13 protein-coding genes are annotated in these 19,157 nt (G+C 68.7%); 10 read left to right on the forward strand and 3 right to left on the reverse strand.

Features of this window, described 5'->3' with window-relative positions:
- The first annotated feature begins 30 nt into the window (after positions 1 to 30).
- A complete protein-coding gene (locus ACFQVC_RS01100) occupies positions 31 to 642 on the forward strand; it encodes a TetR/AcrR family transcriptional regulator (protein WP_381825390.1) in 612 nt (203 codons plus the stop codon).
- 394 nt (positions 643 to 1,036) lie between these two features.
- Positions 1,037 to 2,272, forward strand: coding sequence for a L,D-transpeptidase (locus tag ACFQVC_RS01105; protein ID WP_381827024.1), 1,236 nt, complete (start codon positions 1,037 to 1,039; stop codon positions 2,270 to 2,272).
- 357 nt (positions 2,273 to 2,629) lie between these two features.
- Here ACFQVC_RS01105 and ACFQVC_RS01110 read toward each other — a convergent pair whose 3' ends face one another.
- A complete protein-coding gene (locus ACFQVC_RS01110; protein ID WP_381825392.1) occupies positions 2,630 to 3,817 on the reverse strand; it encodes a M20 metallopeptidase family protein in 1,188 nt (395 codons plus the stop codon).
- Positions 3,818 to 4,108: 291 nt separating this feature from the next.
- On the opposite strand from ACFQVC_RS01110, the gene malX reads away from it, so the two are divergent.
- Positions 4,109 to 5,719 (forward strand): maltose/glucose-specific PTS transporter subunit IIBC, encoded by a 1,611-nt coding sequence (malX, locus tag ACFQVC_RS01115; protein WP_381825394.1) that lies wholly within the window; start codon positions 4,109 to 4,111, stop codon positions 5,717 to 5,719.
- A 3-nt stretch (positions 5,720 to 5,722) separates the two neighbouring features.
- Positions 5,723 to 6,892 (forward strand): MalY/PatB family protein, encoded by a 1,170-nt coding sequence (locus tag ACFQVC_RS01120; RefSeq protein WP_381825396.1) that lies wholly within the window; start codon positions 5,723 to 5,725, stop codon positions 6,890 to 6,892.
- Here the strand turns inward: ACFQVC_RS01120 and ACFQVC_RS01125 are convergent.
- On the reverse strand, positions 6,889 to 7,545 hold the full coding sequence (locus ACFQVC_RS01125; RefSeq protein WP_381825398.1) for a hypothetical protein: 657 nt from the start codon (positions 7,543 to 7,545) through the stop codon (positions 6,889 to 6,891). The genes ACFQVC_RS01120 and ACFQVC_RS01125 overlap by 4 nt on opposite strands.
- A gap of 25 nt (positions 7,546 to 7,570) precedes the next feature.
- Positions 7,571 to 11,419: a GH92 family glycosyl hydrolase gene (locus ACFQVC_RS01130; protein WP_381825400.1), complete on the reverse strand. Its 3,849-nt coding sequence runs from the start codon at positions 11,417 to 11,419 to the stop codon at positions 7,571 to 7,573.
- A 668-nt stretch (positions 11,420 to 12,087) separates the two neighbouring features.
- Between ACFQVC_RS01130 and ngcE the strand changes: the two genes are divergently transcribed.
- From ngcE to ACFQVC_RS01160, 6 genes are all read left to right on the forward strand, one after another.
- A complete protein-coding gene (gene ngcE / locus ACFQVC_RS01135; RefSeq protein WP_381825402.1) occupies positions 12,088 to 13,539 on the forward strand; it encodes an N-acetylglucosamine/diacetylchitobiose ABC transporter substrate-binding protein in 1,452 nt (483 codons plus the stop codon).
- Positions 13,540 to 13,588: 49 nt separating this feature from the next.
- Positions 13,589 to 14,512 (forward strand): carbohydrate ABC transporter permease, encoded by a 924-nt coding sequence (locus tag ACFQVC_RS01140; protein WP_381825404.1) that lies wholly within the window; start codon positions 13,589 to 13,591, stop codon positions 14,510 to 14,512.
- A gap of 12 nt (positions 14,513 to 14,524) precedes the next feature.
- On the forward strand, positions 14,525 to 15,451 hold the full coding sequence (locus ACFQVC_RS01145; RefSeq protein WP_381825406.1) for a carbohydrate ABC transporter permease: 927 nt from the start codon (positions 14,525 to 14,527) through the stop codon (positions 15,449 to 15,451).
- 43 nt (positions 15,452 to 15,494) lie between these two features.
- Positions 15,495 to 16,466, forward strand: a complete 972-nt coding sequence (gene rfbB / locus ACFQVC_RS01150; protein WP_381825408.1) for a dTDP-glucose 4,6-dehydratase — start codon at positions 15,495 to 15,497, stop codon at positions 16,464 to 16,466.
- 91 nt (positions 16,467 to 16,557) lie between these two features.
- A complete protein-coding gene (locus tag ACFQVC_RS01155) occupies positions 16,558 to 17,757 on the forward strand; it encodes an ROK family transcriptional regulator (protein WP_381825410.1) in 1,200 nt (399 codons plus the stop codon).
- 121 nt (positions 17,758 to 17,878) lie between these two features.
- Complete coding sequence (locus ACFQVC_RS01160) at positions 17,879 to 18,973, forward strand: substrate-binding domain-containing protein (RefSeq protein ID WP_381825412.1); 1,095 nt, start codon at positions 17,879 to 17,881, stop codon at positions 18,971 to 18,973.
- The last annotated feature ends 184 nt before the right edge of the window (positions 18,974 to 19,157 follow it).

Consider the following 19,157-nt stretch of genomic DNA (forward strand, 5'->3'; position numbering starts at 1 on the left):
AAAGGGGGATCCAGGGAGAGGGAGCGACCGGTGCCCAAGCAGGTGGATCACGAGGCCCGACGCCAGGCCATCGCGGAGGCGCTCTTCCGGATCGCCAGCACCAAGGGCCTGGAGGGCGCGAGTCTGCGCGATGTCGCCGCCGGGGCCGATATCTCCCTCGGCCAGCTGCAGCACTACTTCCGCACCAAGGACGAGATGCTGCTCTTCGCCCTGCAGCGCATCAACGGCCTCGCCGACCAGCGCATCCGGGAGCGGATCGAGGCCCTGGGCGGGACGGCCACGCCCCGGGACATCCTGCGCGAGTGCCTGCGCGGCATGATGCCGCTCGACGACAAGAGCCGTACCGGCTATCTCGTGGGCGTCGCCTACTTCATGCGTGCCGTGCACGACGAGGCGCTGCGCGGCCTGGCCCAGGAAGGCATTCCGCAGCTGCGCGCCTTCTTCGCGGACCAGCTGAGCCGGGCCCGCGCCGACGGCGAGCTGGCCGAGGGTCGTGACCCCGAGGACGAGGCGATGCGGCTCATCTGTCTGGTCGAGGGGCTCAGCACGTACATCGTGCTCGACGTCCACACGAAGCGGCAGGCGCTGCGGATGCTCGACCGGCACCTCGACGAACTCTTCTCCGGACGGCCCCCCGGCTAGTGCGTTCGTGTCGTCCGCTGGGCCTTTCGGGGGCAACACCGGCGCATTGATCATCTTTTCGGCCCGGAACCGGCTTTGATGCTCGGGACCAGGCGGGAACGGTGTGAACGACGGTGGAGGGTGTGCGGTGCGGCCACGGGTGAAGGCGTGCGGGCTCGGGTCCGCGGTGCTGGGAGTGCTCCTGATCACGGCGGCAGCGCCCGGCGCCCACAAGGGAGTTGGGCCCGAGGAGGACGCGGCGCTCGATGTCGTGGTCGGGCGCAGTCTGCTCGGCCGGGGCGCCGCCGGTGTGTGCCCGGTGATCGTGGGCCGTGGTGCGGCCTGCGCGGACTCGGCGGGCGTCCGGCGCGAGGAACGGCTGCGGGCTGCCCGGCCGGCAGCGGCCGGGCAGGGAGTGGCCGGGCAGGGAGCGGCCGGGCCGGGAGTGGCCGGGCCGGGAGCCGCCGTCCAGGAGGCCGCCCCTCAGGGGGCCGCCCGGGGAGCGACGTACGCGACGTCCCGGCAGGGGTCCCCCAAGGCGTCCAGACAGCTCCTTTCGGATCCGACCGGTGCGCTCGACGTCGCCCTGAACTCACCGGGGCTGCTGATCGATGTGTCCGTGACGGACGCGCGGGGCCGCCGGGTCGCGGGGCGGCTGAGCCCCGACGGCCGCCGCTGGGAGCGCACGGGTCCGCTGCGCGCCGACGACCGCTACACCGTCCTCGTCGACGCCGAACTCCCGGACGGCAGCCCCGTGCGCGGCGCCATGGGCTTCGCCACCGCGCCCCCGCGCGCCGCGCACACCCTCACCGCCCACTTCGGTCCCGAGTCCGGTACGTACGGGGTGGGGCAGCCGCTCACCGCTGACCTCAGCCATCCCGTGCCGAAGCGGGACCGGGCGGCGCGGGCCCTCGTCGAGCGCTCGCTGCACGTGACGTCCACACCGCGCGTCGACGGCACCTGGCACTGGGTGGACAGCTCCACGCTGCACTACCGGCCCCGTACGTACTGGCCCGCGCGCGCCCGGATCACCCTGCGCAGCGGGCTCGACGGCGTCAAGGTCAACGACCGTCTGGTGGGCGGCCGTTCGGCGCCGCTGCGGATCAGGACGGGCGACCGGATCGAGGCGGTCACCGACGTGGCGGAGCACGAGATGACCGTCAAGCGCAACGGACGCGTCATCCGCACCATCCCGGTCACCACCGGAAAGCCCGGCTACCGCACCCGCGGCGGCATCAAGGTGGTCCTCGGCAAGGAGCGCTTCGTGCGGATGCGCGGCGAGTCCATCGGCATCGCCCGGGGCAGCGGCGACTACTTCAACCTGCCCGTCCACTACGCGACGCGCGTCACCTGGAGCGGCGAGTACGTGCATGCCGCGCCCTGGTCCGTGGCGTCCCAGGGCTCCGCCGACGTCAGCCACGGCTGCACCGGGATGTCGACCGATGACGCGGCCTGGTTCTACGACACGGTGCGCCCGGGGGACCTCGTCCAGGTCGTGAACGGCTACGGCGAGGACATGACGCCCTTCGACAACGGCTACGGCGACTGGAACGTGGGCTGGAAGCACTGGCGCAAGGGCAGTGTGGCGGTCAACGACCCGGCGGGCGACGGGCAACAGCCGGACTCGGGACGGCTGCTGCCCACCGTGTAGCCCCCGGGGCGGTGTCAGTCGGCCGGTCCCCGGGACGGAGGTAGCCGACCAGCCCGCCGGGGCGGTGTCAGTCGGCCGGTCCCCGGGACGGAGGTAGCCGACCAGTCCGCCGGGGCAGAGTCAGCGGGCCAGTCCCCGGGGCAGAGCAGCGGGCCAGCCCCCCGGGGCGGTGTCAGTCGGTCCGGCCACCGGGATGGGGGTGGCCGACCAGTCCGCCGGGGGAGAGTCAGCTGGCCGGTCCCCGGGACGGAGGTAGCCGACCAGTCCGCCGGGGCAGAGTCAGCGGGCCAGTCCCCGGGGCAGAGCAGCAGGCCAGCCCCCGGGGACGAGTCAGCGGGACGAGCCCCCCGGGTCGAGTCAGTCCGCGAGGCGGCGGGCCGCGAGTTCCGCGTAGAGCGCCGCGCCGTCGGCCAGTACGCTCTCGTCGAACGCGGCCAGCGGGGAGTGGTTGTTCGGGGCGGTCGCCGGGTCGGCGCCCCGTGGGGTGGCGCCGAGCACCAGCATCGCGCCGGGCACCTCGGCGACCACCCGGGAGAAGTCCTCCGCACCGGCCAGCGGCTTGTCCATCGGCGCGTAACGCTCCTCGCCGTGCAGCTCGGCCACGGTGTGCGCGGCGAACTCGGCCTCGGCGGCGTCGTTCACCGTCACCGGGTACAACTCGTCGAACCGCGCGTCGACTTCGAGACCGTGCGCGGCGGCGATGCCCCGGCACACCTGCACCGTGCCGTCCTTGACCAGGGCCTGCGCGGTGGGCGAGAAGGAGCGCACGGTGGCCTTGAAGGTCGCCGTGTCGGGGATGACATTCGTCTGGGTGCCCGCCTGGAAGAGGCCCACGGTCAGGATCACCGGGTCGAACACGTCGAAGGAGCGCGAGATCCAGGCCTGCAGCGCGGTGACCATCTCGCAGGCCGCCGGCACCGGATCCTTGGCGCGGTGCGGCATCGAGCCGTGGCCGCCGGCGCCGCGCACGGTGACCGTCAGGATGTTGGAGGCGGCGAGGGCCGTGCCGCCGCGGGTGGAGAAGCGGCCGGTCTCGAAACCGGCCGACATGACGTGGATGGCGTACGCGTGCGAGGCGCGGGTGCCGGAGGCGTCGAGGACGCCCTCGTCGACCATGTGCCGGGCGCCGTCGTAGCCCTCCTCGCCCGGCTGGAACATGAACACCACGTCCCCGGCGAGCTGTTCACGGTGCGACGCCAGCAGCCGGGCGGCGCCCGTGAGCATCGTGGTGTGCAGATCGTGGCCGCAGGCGTGCATCTTGCCGTTGTCCGCGGCGAAGTCCAGGCCGGTGCGCTCGGCGACGTGCAGCGCGTCCATGTCGCCGCGGAGCAGGACGGTGGGTCCCGGGCGCGCGCCGCGCAGCACGCCCGTGACCGAGGAGACGGACTTCCCGGTGCTCAACTCAAGGCCCAGGCCGTCGAGTTCGGAGAGCACCGTCTCCTGTGTGCGGGGCAGTTCGAGGCCGGTCTCGGGTGCGCTGTGCAGGGTGCGGCGCAGCCGGACCAGATCGCTCTGGAGGGCGCGGGCGTCGTCGAGGAGGTTCATGACCGTCACTTCCTTGTTCGGGGACGTGGTGCGGGGGTCGGCCGACGGTGGCTTCGGCGGCCGCCCCGTCCATGCCGAGGATGATGCCGCCGTAGGAGATCCGGCTGTAGAGGGAGCGGGCCCCGGGCAGCCCCGCAGGGCCGGATGTGAGCGGCCTGAGCAGGACCTTTGGCCCTTTGGTGAGAGTCGTATCCCGGGCAGGGTGTGACCGAAACGGCTCGTACTCTTGATCGAGGTGTGCGCGGGGGAAGGAGCGCGCCCCGGCCCCCATAGTTCTGAGAGATCACCACTGTGAAGAAGACCAAGGCCGCCCTCTGGGAGTTCCTTCAGGGCCTCGGCAAGACCTTCATGCTGCCCGTGGCGCTGCTCGCCTTCTGCGGGATCATGCTCGGTATCGGCTCCTCGCTCTCCAGCGACGCCGTCACCGGCAATCTCACCTTCCTCAAGGGCGAGGGCTTCCATCTGGTCTTCACCTGGATGGCCAACACCGGCCTGGTGGCCTTCAAGTTCCTGCCGGTCCTCTTCGCGATGGCCATCCCGCTCGGCCTCGCCCGCGAGGACAAGGGCGTCGCCGCGTTCTCCGGCTTCGTCGGCTTCGCCGCCATGAACCTCGCGGTGAATTTTCTCCTCACCGCCAAGGGCGTCGACTTCAAGGACGAGAAGGCGATAGCCCACTACGGCATCGCCGATGTCCTGGGCGTCGAGTCCATCGACACCGGGCTTCTCGGCGCCGTCGCCGTCGGCGTCATCGTGGCCGTACTGCACCGCCGCTTCCGCACCCAGAAGATGCCGGACGCGCTCGCCTTCTTCGGCGGTCTGCGCTTCGTGCCGATCATCTCCGCGCTCGTCCTGAGCGCCGTCGGCCTGCTCATCCCGCTGCTCTGGCCGACCTTCAACTCCTGGATCACCGCCGTCGGCCGCGGCATCGGGCACGCCGGGGTCTTCGGCCCGTTCTTCTTCGGCATGGGCGAAGTGCTCCTTCGCCCCATCGGCCTGCACCACATCCTGGTCGCCATGTTCCGCTTCACCGACGTGGGCGGCGCGGGCGCGGTCTGCGGCGAGCAGGTCAGCGGCGCGCTCAACCTCTTCTACGCCCAGCTCAACTGCAAGGCCGCACCCACCGGCGATGTCACCACCGCCACGCACTTCCTCTCCCAGGGCAAGATGGCCGTCTACCTCGGCGGACTGCCGGGCGCAGCGCTCGCCATGTACCACTGCGCCCACAGGAAGATGCGGCCCGAGATCAAGGCGCTGCTCATCTCCGGCGTCGTGGCCTGTGTCGTCGGCGGTATCACCGAGCCGCTCGAGTTCCTGTTCCTCTTCATCGCCCCCTGGCTGTATCTGATCCACGCGGTCCTCGTCGGCCTCGGCTTCCTCACCGCCGCCGTGCTCGGCGTCTTCATCGGCAACACCGACGGCAATGTCATCGACTGGCTGGTCTTCGGCGTTCTGCAGGGCACCACCACCAAGTGGTATCTGGTGCCGGTGATCGCCGCGATCTGGTTCGCGGCGTACTACTTCCTGTTCCGCTGGGCGATCGTGAAGTTCAATCTGAAGACGCCGGGCCGTGATGAGCCGGAGCCGGACGCGCAGGAGCCCGAGGACGAGCCCGCGGACGGGGCAGGGGAAGCCGCCCCGCAGCGTGAGCTGATCGCCGGCAAGTACGACGCCGTCGCGATCCTCGAAGCCATCGGCGGCCCCGGCAACATCACGTCCCTGGACAACTGCATCACCCGCCTGCGGATGACCGTCGAGGACGCCGAGCGGGTCGACGAGGCCCGCCTGAAGAAGCTCGGCGCCGTCGGCGTGGTCAAGCTCGACGCCCACAACGTGCAGGTGATCATCGGCCCGCAGGTGCAGTCCGTGAAGGACGCCCTGGCCACGATGGTCCCGGCGGGCTGAGCCATGACCGCCGCGAACGAGAGCGCCTACGACTTCGACCGCGTCGTCGACCGGCACGGCACCTGGTGCACCCAGTGGGACTACGTCGAGGACCGTTTCGGCGTCCCGGACCTGCTGCCGTTCACCATCTCCGACATGGACTTCGAGACCGCGCCCGAGGTGCTCGACGCCCTGCGCGCCCGCCTCGGCCACGGTGTCCTCGGCTACTCGCGCTGGCGCCACGACGACTTCCTGTCGGCGGTCACCCACTGGTTCGCGACCCGCTACGACACCGTGGTCGACCCCGGATCGATTGTGTACGGGCCCTCGGTGATCTACCAGGTCGCCCAGCTTCTGCGCCTGTGGTCGGCGCCGGGGGACGGCGTGGTCGTGCACACCCCCGCGTACGACGCCTTCCCCAAGACCATCGCCGCCCAGGGCCGCGAGCTGCGCCCCTGCCCCGTCGGGGACTTCACGGAACTGGAGCGGCTGCTCGCGCTGCCCGACACCTCGGTGCTGCTGCTCTGCTCCCCGCACAACCCGACCGGGCATGTGTGGACGGCGGCGGAGCTCGAGCGGACGGCCGAGCTGTGCGCACGCCACGGCGTCGCGGTGATCAGCGACGAGATCCACGCCGATCTCGCCCACCGGCCGCACCTGCCGTGGGCCCGCTTCGGCAGCGGCCGCTGGGCGGTGGTCACCTCGGCCTCCAAGTCCTTCAACATCCCTGCCCTGACCGGGAGTTACGGGATCGTCGGGGACGCGCGGTCACGGGACGCGTATCTGCGGCAGCTGAAGGAGGCCGACGGGCTCTCCTCGCCCGCTGTCCTGTCGGTCGTCGGCCACATCGCCGCGTACCGCGCGGGCGGCGCATGGCTGGACGCGCTGCGTTCGTACGTCGCAGGCAATCTGCGGATGGTCGAGGGCCGCCTCGCCGCCGCCTTCCCCGAGCTGGACTGGCAGCCCCCGCAGGCCGGCTATCTGGCCTGGATCGATCTGCGTCCGCTCGGTGTGGACGATGACGCGCTGCAGCGCGAGCTGATCGAACGCGAGCGGGTCGCGATCATGCCGGGAACGTCGTACGGAGCGCCCGGACATGTGCGGCTGAATGTCGGCTGCCCCCGCTCGAAGGCGGTGGCGGGGACGGAGGCGCTGATCCGGGCCGTGCGGCGTACGGCGAAGGCGCGCTCCTAGGACGCCGCGGTCTGGGTCACCGTGCTCTGCACGAGCACGTACTCCGCCGTCAGCGCGAGCGAACAGGCGAGGAAGGCCCGGCCCCAGGGGATCTCCTGGGTGCGCAGGACATGTCGGGTGAGCTGGACCGCGAGCAGGGCGAGAAAGCCCCAGCGAAGGGTGTGCGCCACCGTGCTGTCCGGCGTCACGAGGAACCCGCCGAGCAGCACGGGGGCCGAGGCGAGCGGGCCGAGGACACCGAGTATCCCGGGGGTGCGGTGCAGCCCGCCGCGGCCGCCGAGCGCGCGGGCAAGCACGACCGTGGTCACGCCGAGCACCAGATGACCCACGATGAGCAGGACCGTCAGCAGGACCAGCCACAGGGCGACAAGGCGGGGGTCGGGCGATGACGAGGTCACAAGGGGGAGTTCCCGGGTGAGCAGCAGCATCAGGGCAAGCTGCCCGCACCCGGCGAGCAGGACGGCGCCCGCCATGGGCCGGCGCCGCAGTGCGCGAAGCCGCTGACCGGCGTCGAGCGTCGCGCGTATGCCACGGCCGAGACGGCCGGGGCCGGGGGCCGCCTCCCTCTCCGCGGGCCGCGGAGAGGGAGGGGCAGGGGCTATGAGCGTGGGCGGGGGAGCGTCGCTCGGTGGGGACTCGGTCCTGCGGTTCATACGTACGGTCCCTTCCGCCCCACGGTCATTCGGAGATCAACTCCACCTCCGCAAGTGTCGCAGCTCCGCTCGGAACGAGCCGATAGTGGCGGTACGCACCGGGATCGGACACCGAGAACACCCGGGTCTGGTGGTCCCAGGCGAAGGACTGGCCGTCCCGTTCGTCCAGAACAGTCCACTTGTCGCCGTCCGCGGAGCCCTCAAGGACCCATCCCTCGGGGGCCTTTGAGCGGTCGGAAGCGGTGAGCGTGTACTGCACTGCCCGGGTGCCGCCCGCCACAGGCAGATTCACCGAGGCGACCTCCGCGTCCGTCTTGGAGGAGTTGTCGAAGAGCGGCCCTTCGCCCTTGACGGCGTCCTCGCGCGGCGCCGGCACCTTGTCGTCCCGGGTGATGGAGACGGGCGCCGCGTCCTTGCCCGTGCCCCAGCGCGACGGCTTCGGGCCCATGTCGAACTCCAGGGTCCCGCCGCGGGCGATCTCCTTGTGCGGAAGGGCCGTTGACGTCCACCGCTTGCCGTTGACCTTCAGGCCCTGGACGTAGATGTTCCCGGCGCTGTTCTTCGGCGCCTTGACCACCAGTTTCCGTCCGCCGTCCAGGTGTACGGTCGCCTTGGTGAACTGCGGCGAGCCGATCGCGTACTCCCCGCTGCCCATCACCAGCGGATAGAAGCCGAGCGCGGAGAAGAGATACCAGGCGCTCTGCTCGCCGTTGTCCTCGTCGCCGTGGTAGCCCTGGCCGATCTCGCTGCCGGTGTAGAGCCGCGAGAGGACCTCGCGCACCTTCTCCTGTGTCTTCCAGGGCTGCGACGCCGCGTTGTACATGTACGTGGCGTGGTGCGCGACCTGGTTGCTGTGCCCGTACATGCCCATGCGAACGTCACGGGCCTCCGTCATCTCGTGGATGACGCCGCCGTAGGAACCGGCGAACTCGGGCGACGCGGTCTCGGGCGTCGAGAAGTACGTGTCGAGCTTCTTGCCCAGACCGTCCCGGCCGCCGTACAGATTCGCCAGGCCCCTGGAGTCCTGGGGGGCGGTGAAGGCGTAGCCCCAGCCATTGGTCTCGGTGTAGTCGTGGCCCCAGATGCGCGGGTCGTACTTCGACGACTCCACGCGCCAGTCGCCCTTCAGATCACGCCCCTGGAAGAAGCCCGGACTGCCCTGTCCCGCACCGGCCTTGGAGTCGAAGAGCTTGACGTAGTTGCGGGCGCGGTCGAGGAAGTACTCCGACTCCTCCTTGTACCGCTTCTCGCCGGTCTTCTCGTAAAGGGCCCGGCCCATCTGCGCGATGCCGTAGTCGTTGAGACAGCCCTCGAGGGACCAGGACAGACCCTCGTGCGTCTCGGTGCTCGCATAGCCGAGGAACGGCGAGGTCTCCATGCCCTTGCGGCCCACGCCCGAACTCGGCGGCACCACCGTGGCGTTCTTCAGGGCCGCGTCGTACGCCGACTTCGCGTCGAAGTCCACGCCCTTCACATACGCGTCGGCGAACGCGACATCCGACGACGTGCCCGTCATCAGGTCCGCGTAGCCGGGCGACGACCAGCGCGAGATCCAGCCGCCGTCCTTGTACTGCTGCACGAACCCGTCGACCAGCTCGCCCGCCTTCTTCGGGGTGAGGAAGGAGTACGCGGGCCAGGTGGTGCGATAGGTGTCCCAGAAGCCGTTGTTGACGTACACCTTCCCGTCGACGATCTTCGCGCCGGTGTGGGTCGGGGTGTCGGGTCCGGTCTGCGGCGAGAACGGGCTGGCGTAGCGGTTCACGAGCCCCTTGTCCGTACGCACCTGCTCGAAGCCGGAGTTGGGGTAGAGATAGAGCCGGTAGAGGCTGGAGTAGAGGGTCGTCAGCTGGTCGGGGGTCGCGCCCTCGACCTCCACCTTGCCCAGCAGCGCGTCCCACTGCTTCTGGGCCGCGCTCCTGACCCGCTCGAAGGACGTCCCCTCGGGGATCTCCCGGTCCAGATTGGCCTTCGCCTGGTCGATGGAGAGCAGCGATGTGGCCAGGCGCAGGGTGACCTGACGGTCCTTGCCGGCATCGAACCGCAGATGTCCCTTCACGCCCTGCGAACCGCCGCCGGAGACGGGCTTGTCGAAGGTGCCGTACACGAAGAGCCGGGTCGCCCCGGTGGACAGACCGCTCTTGACGTCCGAGTAGCCGGTGACGACGCCCTTGTCCTTGTCGAGGGTCAGCCCCGCCTTGTCGGAGACGTTGTCGAACAGGACGCTCGTGTCGTCGCCCGGATAGCTGAAGCGCATCATCGCCGCGTGATCGGTCGGTGTCATCTCGGCCTTGATGCCGTTCTCGAACTCCACGCCGTAGTAGTGCGGGCGCGCCACCTCGTTGTCGTGCTCGAACGGCAGGGCGCGCTTCTTGCGGTCCAGGTCAGGAGTGCCGGACGCGGCCGAAGGGAGCACCTGGAACGTCTGCCGCTCGCCCATCCACGGGCTCGGCTCATGGCTGGCGCTGAACGCCTGGACCGTGGGCAGATTGTCCGCGTTGTTGCCGCGCGCGTAGTCGTAGAGCCAGCTCAGGGAGCCCGCGTTGGTCACCGGCGTCCAGAAGTTGAAGCCGTGCGGCACGGCCGTCGCGGGGAAGGTGTTGCCGCGCGAGAAGCCGCCGCTGGAGTTGGTGCCGCGCGTGGTGGAGGCGTAGTCGGACGGATGCGCCTTGGGCCGCTCCGGCTTCACCTGCTTCAGGGCCACGTCGTCGACCCAGCCGCGGAACTTCGCCGGGCCCTTGGGGGAGTCGTACGCCACCAGGATCCGGTCGACGGTCTTGCCCGCCGCGACCCGGCCGATCCCGGAGGCGACATGGTTCCACTGGTTGGCGTAGAGCCGTTTGGCGGCGGCCTGGCCCTGCGGGGTGAGCGGACCGCCGTGCCGGTCGGTGGCCCCCAGGTCGCTCAGATAGGTGCCGTCCGTGAAGGCCAGATCGACCGAGACATGGGTGGCCGCGTACCCCAGATCGGGCGCCGGCTCCGGCATGGACGGGAAGACGCGGTAGGAGAGTTCGGTGTCACGCGCTATCGCCACATCGACATCGAAGACCTTGTTGTACGAGTAGGCGCGGCCGTCCGGCTTGTGCGTGCCGGCGTAGCGCAGGGCGCGCTTGCCGGTGAACCCGGCGCCCGCCTTCGCGGTCGGCGAGCCGCTCGGGCCGCGGTCGACGAGGGCGAGCATGTCCTCGGGTGCGGGCTGGTCGCTGCGACCGTCGGAGATCTGCAGGTCGGAGAGCTGGGTGGCGTCGTCCGCGCCGTTGTTGGCGGTGATCTCCAGGCGGTAGTGCGCGTACGCGGTGTCGTTCGTGAAGTCGTAGACCTTGGTCTGGAACCGCTTGTCGAAGCTCTCGGCAGGGCGGGAGTCAAGGGTCTTCCACTCCTTGCCGTCGGTGGAGCCCTTCAGGGTCCAGTCCTTGGGGTCGCGCTCGGGGTGGTCATTGGCCGAAGTCAGCGCGTATTTGGTGACTTTGACCGGTTCGGCCAGGTCGTATTCGATCCAGGCGGTCGGCGCGAAGGCCAGCCATTTGCTGGTGGCCTCGCCGTCGGTGAGATTCTCCTTGATCTCCCCGGACCCGGTGTTCTCGTCGCTGGCCCGGACCTCGCTCACCCGGTCGGTCACATTGCCGGGGATTCCGCTGCTGTAGGCGCCGTCGACCCCGGAGGCCTTCTTCTTGCCGTCCGGGGTGGTTTCGGCGGTGCTGTTCCAGTCCGGTGCGGTCTGTCCCGCTTCGAAGGAGGAGGTGAACTCCCGGTCCGCCCGTGGTGCTTGGGGCTCCGCCGTCGCGGCGCCCTGAGCGGCGGCGACGAGGACGAGGGCCGCCACCGGAACGGCGGCCAGAGGTCTTTGCCGGGATCTGCGCCGGGCTTGACTCTTCATGCGGGGGCCTCCAGGAGAGCTGGACAACGTTGTCATCTCGCTGCGCAAGGTCCAGTAAAGGCGTCAAGTGGGGTGTGCGGCAAGGGTGTTGAAGAGTGGTGTCGCGGGCGGGGGGTACGGCGCTCGCCCATGGCCTCGTCCGGGCCGCCCGCGCGCGCCGCACCGTGGACGGAGCGGGCGCCGGGCGAGGGGAAAGCCGCCCCCGCGGCCCGCCCGCACCGCGGGCCGGGCGGAGTGCCGTGCGGGCCGGAACGCCGCCCGGCCGGGACCGGAATTGCCCCTTCACTCCGCCCCGGAATCCCCTCGCGCCGCCGCGGAAAAGTCCAGGTGGTCGCGTACGAAAGTCCACTGATGGCAGGCGGGTTGCCGGGGGAGGCTGCGTGCGGGGTCCGCGCGAGGTCTCAACTCGGGAAAGATGCCCGACCAAACCTGCATTCGATCTTGCTCAGTTGAAGGGGAGTGGACTATACCTGTCGGCGTCTGCGTAGCCGTTCGAACGGCCGCGTGACCCGGGGGCGGGGAAGGGCGGGGGAGCAGTAAAAAGGCTTCAACTGCCATCTATCCGGCCGGTCCCGGAGACATATCGCACGACCCCAGCTTCACCACACCGCGGTGCCGGGGAGGATCCGGTTCACCGCCTGAGTCCTGGAGAAGGCGAGGACTTGAGCATGGGATCCACTTCAGAGCAGCACGGTCAAGAGGGCCTCGGGCGACGCGACTTGATCAAGCGGTCGGCGGCCATCGGCCTGATTTCCGTTCCGACCATGGGCTTTCTCTCCGCCTGTGCCACCGGTGGCGGCGGCGACGAGAAGGACAACAAGAACGGCGGCGGAAAGACCACCGAGAAGAACCCCCTGGGTGTGAAGAAGGGCGCTCCTCTTGAGGCGTTCATCTTCAAGGGCGGCCTCGGCGACCAGTACGCCAAGGACGCGGAGGCGGACTACAAGAAGACCTATGGCGCCGCGGTCAAGCACACCGGCACCCAGCAGGTCGGGCCCAAGCTGACCCCGCGCTTCGCGGGCGGCAACCCGCCGGACGTCATCGACAACTCCGGCGCCGACCACCTGGACATGAACAAGCTGTCCTCGCAGGGCCAGCTGCAGGACCTCAACGTCCTGCTCGACGCCGGCTCGCTCGACGACCCGAAGAAGAAGGTCCGGGAACTGATTCACCCCGCGACCCTCGAAAAGGGCAAGCACGACGACGCCTTCGACGTCCTGTACTACGCCTTCACCATCTACGGCACCTGGTACTCGAAGAAGCTCCTCGACGACAAGGGCTGGGAGTACCCGAAGACCCTCGACGAGATGGTCAAGCTCTGCGGCGACATCAAGAAGGCCGGCATCGCGCCCTGGACGTACCCGGGCAAGTATCCGTACTACGTCCACTTCAACCTCTTCGCCCAGATCGCCAAGATCGGCGGCATGGACAAGTGGATCGCCATCGACAACCTCGAGGACGGCGCCTGGACCGACAACGACGCGGTCAAGCAGGTCGTCGAGTTCTACGAGGAGCTGGCGGCCAAGAAGTACTTCCTCGAGGGCAGCCAGGGCCTGACCCACATCCAGTCGCAGACCAAGTGGAACCAGAACAAGGCGGTGTTCCTGCCGAACGGTTCCTGGGTCGAGAACGAGTCGGCGCCCACCACGCCCGAGGGCTACCAGATGTCCGTCGGCGAGCTCTTCGACGGCGGCTCCGGTGACGCGATGCCGCACGGCTCGCTGCGCGCCGAGCCGAGCGAGCCGTTCATCGTGCCCAAGGGCGGCAAGAACCCGGTCGGCGGCATGGAACTGCTTCGCATCATGCTCTCCAAGAAGCACGCGCAGAACTTCGCCAAGAAGGTGAAGTCGCTGACCTGTGTGCAGGGCGCCACCGAGGGAATGACCCTCTCGCCGGGACTCGACTCCGCCAGCAAGGTCTTCGAGGCCGCGGGCGAGAACCTGATCAGCATCCAGCTGCAGGAGTGGTACCCGGCGCTCACCGACGAGAAGCTCGGCGGTCTCACGGGACAGCTGCTCACCGGTGACATCAAGGCCGCCGAGTGGATCAAAAAGGCACAGGCCGAGTGCGACAAGGTCAAGAAGGACGACTCGATCAAGAAGTTCAAGCGCTCTTCCTGACACAGCTGTACTCACCCCGCGGAAAATGAGGGAAGGGCCGGGAAGCACCATGCAACACGGCAAATACCGATTCATAGTGGGCTTCCTGGCCCTGCCTCTGATCGTCTACGGCATCTTCGTCATCTCGCCGTTCGTCCAGGCCTTCCAGATCTCCATGACCGACTGGTCGGGTCTGGTGGGAACGGCGAGGTTCATCGGCCTGGAGAACTTCGAACGGCTGTGGAACAGCGACGAGTTCTGGAATGCCCTGCGGCACAACGTCTACATGCTGGTCGGCGTCCCGATCGTCACGCTCGGCCTCGGCCTGTTCTTCGCCTTCATGCTCAATGTCGGCGGAAAGCGCCGTAAGAACGAGGTCATCACCGGCGTCACGGGCTCCAAGCTCTACAAGTTCGTCTTCTTCTTCCCGCAGGTCATCTCCGTCACGATCATCGCGGTGATCTGGTTCAACATCTACAACCCCGACCCGCAGGACGGCATGCTCAACAGCCTCCTCGGCACCGTGGGACTCGACGGTCTGCAGAACTCCTGGCTGGGCGAGAAGAGCATCGCCCTGCTGTGCATCAGCGCGGTCATGGTCTGGGGCCATGTGGGCTTCTACGTGGTGCTGTTCTCCGCCGCGATGGCCTCGATCCCACGGGACATCTACGAGGCCGCGCTGCTCGACGGCGCCAGCCGCTTCGACACCTTCTTCAAGATCACCCTCCCGCTGTTGTGGGACACCGTCCAGACCGGCTGGGTGTACATGGGCATCATCGCCCTCGACGCCTTCGCCCTGGTCCAGATCATGTCCGTGAACATGGGCGGTCCGGACGGCGCGACCGACGTCATGCCGCTGCGGCTCTTCCAGACGGCGTTCCGGGACAGCCAGTTCGGCTACGCATCCGCGATGGGCGTCGCGATGCTCATTGTCACGATGACCTTCGCAGTGCTCACCATGCGCTTCGCGCGGCGTGAGCGGATCGAGTTCTAGGGGTACGCGCGGATGACCACCGACATAGACACCGTGGAGAAGCACGACTCCCCTTCTCCGAAGAAAACCAGCGAGAAGCCGGGCCCCAAGGACGCCCGCTCCCGCGAAGGCGGCGTGCTCAACGTCTTCTCGCACGGCTTCCTGGTCCTGTGGGCCCTGATGGTGGGCGTGCCCCTGCTCTGGGTCCTTTGGAGCTCCTTCAAGAACAGCAACGGCATCCTCACCGACCCGTGGGGCCTGCCCACCGTCTTCCACTGGGAGAACTGGGCCAACGCCTGGAACAAGGCGAACATGGGCCAGTACTTCATCAACACCGCTATCGTGGTGGGCGGTTCGGTGATCGGCACCATGGTGCTCGGCTCCATGGCGGCGTACGTCCTGGCCCGCTTCCAGTTCCCCGGCAACCGGCTCATCTACTACCTGTTCGTGGCCGGTATGTCCTTCCCGGTCTTCATGCTGGTGATCCCGCTCTTCTTCGTCCTGCGGGACTTCCCGGGAACCTCGCTCCTCGCGACGTACCAGGGCCTGATCCTGGTCTATATCGCCTACTCGCTGCCGTTCACGGTCTTCTTCATGACGGCCTTCTTCCGAACGCTGCCGCACTCGATCGCGGAAGCGGCGATGATCGACGGCGCCTCGCACACCCGGACGTTCTTCCAGGTGATGCTGCCGATGGCGAAGCCCGGACTGATCAGCATCGGGATCTTCAACTTCCTGGGCCAGTGGAACCAGTATCTGCTGCCGATGGTGCTCAACCAGCAGGAGGACAAGTACGTCCTCACCCAGGGCCTGGCGATGATCGCGCTGCAACAGGGCTACGAGAACGACTGGGGCGCCCTCATGGCGGGCATGATGATCGCCATGCTCCCGGTCCTGATCGTCTACTTCATCTTCCAGCGACAGGTCCAGTCGGGTCTGACGGCGGGTGCGCTGAAGTAGCGCGCCCCGGCCGCGTGGCCCGCGGTCCGTTACTTTGGGACGGGTGAGCATCCGTACGACACCCGCATCCCTCCTGGTCACCGGCGGTGCCGGCTTTATCGGCTCGCACTATGTGCGGGCCCTGGCCGGCGCCGCCGACGCTCCCCGCGTCACGGTCCTCGACGCCCTGACCTACGCGGGCAGCACGGCCGATCTGCCCCTGGACACCGTCGAGTTCGTCCACGGCGACGTCTGTGACGCGCCCCTGGTGGACCGGCTCGTGGCCGCCCACGACCAGGTCGTCCATCTCGCCGCCGAGTCCCATGTCGACCGCTCCATCGAGGACGCGGCCACCTTCGTGCGGACGAACGTCCTCGGCGCGCAGACCGTCCTGGACGCCGCCCTGCGCCACGGCCGCGCTGTCGTCCTGGTCTCCACCGACGAGGTGTACGGATCGATCGCGCACGGCTCCTGGAGCGAGGACGCACCTCTCGCCCCCAACTCCCCCTACAGCGCGAGCAAAGCGTCCGCCGATCTGCTCGCCCTGGCCATGCACCGCACCCACGGCCTGGACGTGCGGATCACCCGCTCCACGAACACCTACGGCGGCCGCCAGTACCCCGAGAAGATCATCCCGCTGTTCGTGACCCGCATCCTGAACGGGCAGGACGTCCCCCTCTACGGTGACGGCCGCCACGTCCGCGACTGGCTGCACGTCGACGACCATGTGCGCGGCATCGAGCTGGTCAGAACCCGTGGCCGGGCCGGCGGGATCTACCACATCGCGGGCGGCACCGAGCGCACCAACCTCGAACTGACCCATGCCCTGCTCGAACTCCTAGGCGCCGATCGCAGCCGTATCACCCACGCTCCCGACCGCCCGGGGCATGATCTTCGCTACTCCCTCGATGACTCCAAGATCCGCACCGAGCTCGGGTATCGCCCGGAAAGGGATTTTTCCGGCGGTCTGAAGGAGGCGGTGGACTGGTATGTACGGAATCAGGGCTGGTGGAGCCCGTTCTCTTCAAGGCCTTGACGGGGAGTAACCCGGGAGGCTCTGCTTAGAGTTCATTAGTTGTATAGGGCGTCGGGGCCCCAGCGAAGCGGCCCCGGCAAGGGAGGTCGTCGTGGAGACTCCGGGGTCGCAGTCGTCGCTGCACCGGGCCAATCTCGAACGGGTCGTGCGGGCCGTGCGGATGGCGGGATCGCTCACTCAGGCGGAGATTGCCAGGACGACGGGCCTGTCAGCGGCCACGGTCTCCAATATCGTCCGGGAGCTGAAGGACAGCGGCACCGTCGAGGTGACGCCGACCTCCGCGGGGGGCCGGCGGGCCCGCAGCGTCTCGCTCAGCGGGGACGCGGGCCTGGTCGTCGGGGTCGACTTCGGGCATACGCATCTGCGCGTCGCCATCGGCAACCTCGCCCACCAGGTCCTCGCCGAAGAGGCCGAGCCGCTCGATGTGGACGCCTCGGCGGCGCAGGGCTTCGACCGGGCCGAGGAGCTGGTCAGCCGGCTGATCGACGCCAGCGGCGTGGACCGGTCCAAGGTCGCCGGGGTCGGGCTCGGCGTACCGGGCCCGATCGATGTGGAGACCGGCACGCTCGGGTCCACCGCCATCCTGCCGGGCTGGCAGGGCACCAACCCGGGCGAGGAGCTCTCCGCCCGGCTCGGAGTGCCGGTGTACGTCGACAACGACGCCAACCTCGGCGCGCTCGGCGAGCTCGTCTGGGGCAGCGGCCGCGGGGTCAAGGACCTGGCGTACATCAAGGTCGCCAGCGGTGTCGGCGCGGGCCTCGTCATCAACGGGCAGATCTACCGCGGGCCCGGCGGCACCGCGGGCGAGATCGGGCACATCACGCTCGACGAGTCCGGGCCCGTGTGCCGCTGCGGCAACCGCGGCTGCCTGGAGACCTTCACCGCCGCGCGCTATGTGCTGCCGCTCCTGGAGTCCAGCCACGGCGCCGGTCTGAGCATGGAGAAGGTGGTCGGGCTCGCCCGCGACGGCGACCCCGGGTGCCGGCGTGTGATCGCCGACGTGGGCCGGCACATCGGCAGCGGTGTCGCCAATCTGTGCAATCTGCTCAACCCCTCGCGGGTGGTGCTCGGCGGGGATCTCGCCGAGTCCGGTGAGCTGGTGCTCGGGCCCATCAGGGAGTCCGTGGGGCGCTACGCCATCCCCAGTGCGGCACGAAAGCTGTCGGTGCTTCCCGGCGCGCTCGGCGGGCGGGCCGAGGTCCTGGGCGCCCTGGCCCTCGCGCTCAGCGAGATGGGCGACTCGACACTTCTTGACGGCACGCTCTCCGCACAGGCACCTGCCTTCACTTAGATAACGAATGGCACCGTTGTCATCTCGTTAAGGATTTACTCCTTGACGCTGCTCGTGCGGCCGAGTTGACTTCCAGCCACCTCGGCCGCAACGACGCGGCCTCGTCAGGGAGGCACCCCGAATGAACGCATTGACGCGCCGCGTCGTCATAGGCACCGCGACGGTTTCCATGGCACTGGCGATGACCGCCTGCGGCAAGGCCGGTGACGGCGAAAAGGGAGGCGGCGGCGACAACAAGACCATCGGTCTGCTGCTGCCGGAGAACAAGACCACGCGTTACGAGACCTTCGACCGCCCGATCATCGAGGGCAAGATCAAGGAGCTGTGCTCCGACTGCAAGGTCAAGTACAACAACGCCGCGCAGGACACCGAGACCCAGAAGAAGCAGTTCGAGGCGCTGCTGACCGAGGGCGTCAAGGTGATCATCCTGGACTCCGTCGACTACAAGGCCACCAAGTCCTGGGTGCAGAAGGCAAAGGACCAGGGTGTCAAGGTCGTCGCGTACGACCGTCTGGCCGAGGGCCCGCTCGACGCGTATGTGTCCTACGACAACGAGAAGATCGGCCGCCTGCAGGGCGAGGGCCTGGTCAAGGCGCTCGGTGACGGCGCCAAGGACAGCAATGTCGTCATGATCAACGGCTCGCCGACCGACCCGAACGCCCCGCTGTTCAAGAAGGGCGCCCACAGCGTCCTCGACAAGCAGGTCAAGAAGGTCGTCTACGAGCAGGACATCCCGGACTGGTCGCCGGACGAGGCCAACAAGAAGATGGCCGCCGCGATCGACTCCCTCGGCAAGGACGGCTTCGACGGCGTCTACTCCGCCAACGACGGCATGGCCGGCGGCATCATCACCGCCCTCGACAAGCGCGGTGTGAAGGTCCCGGTCGGCGGCCAGGACGCCGAACTCGCCGGTCTGCAGCGCATCCTGAGCGGCAAGCAGTCCTTCACGATCTACAAGCAGATCAAGCCGGAGGCCGAGACCACCGCCGAGATCGCCGTCCGCCTGCTGCAGGGCAAGGACTTCAAGGACCTCACGCCCACCAAGGTCGACTCGATCAGCGGTGAGTTCAAGGGCACCCCGGCGCAGCTGTACGACGCCCAGGTCGTGACCAAGGACGACATCGCCGGCACGATCCTCAAGGACAAGGTCTACAAGGCGAGCGAGATCTGCACGGCCGAGTTCAAGAAGGCCTGCGACGCGGCGGGAATCAAGTAGTCCCGGTTCCGGGCAACTCCCGCCTGCGGCAAGGTGGTTGGGCACAGCCCGCCACGGCATCCGTTGCCGCGTCTCCTACCGGTCCGGTGCCCGCGCGCCGCATTCCACCCCGCCAGTGACGGGCGGGCGCCGGACTCCCCTCACAGCTCCCACGGTTCCGGCTGCCTCTCGGGGCCGCCGCAGC

This window comes from Streptomyces monticola, assembly GCF_042665355.1.
GTDB classification, from domain to species: domain Bacteria; phylum Actinomycetota; class Actinomycetes; order Streptomycetales; family Streptomycetaceae; genus Streptomyces; species Streptomyces monticola.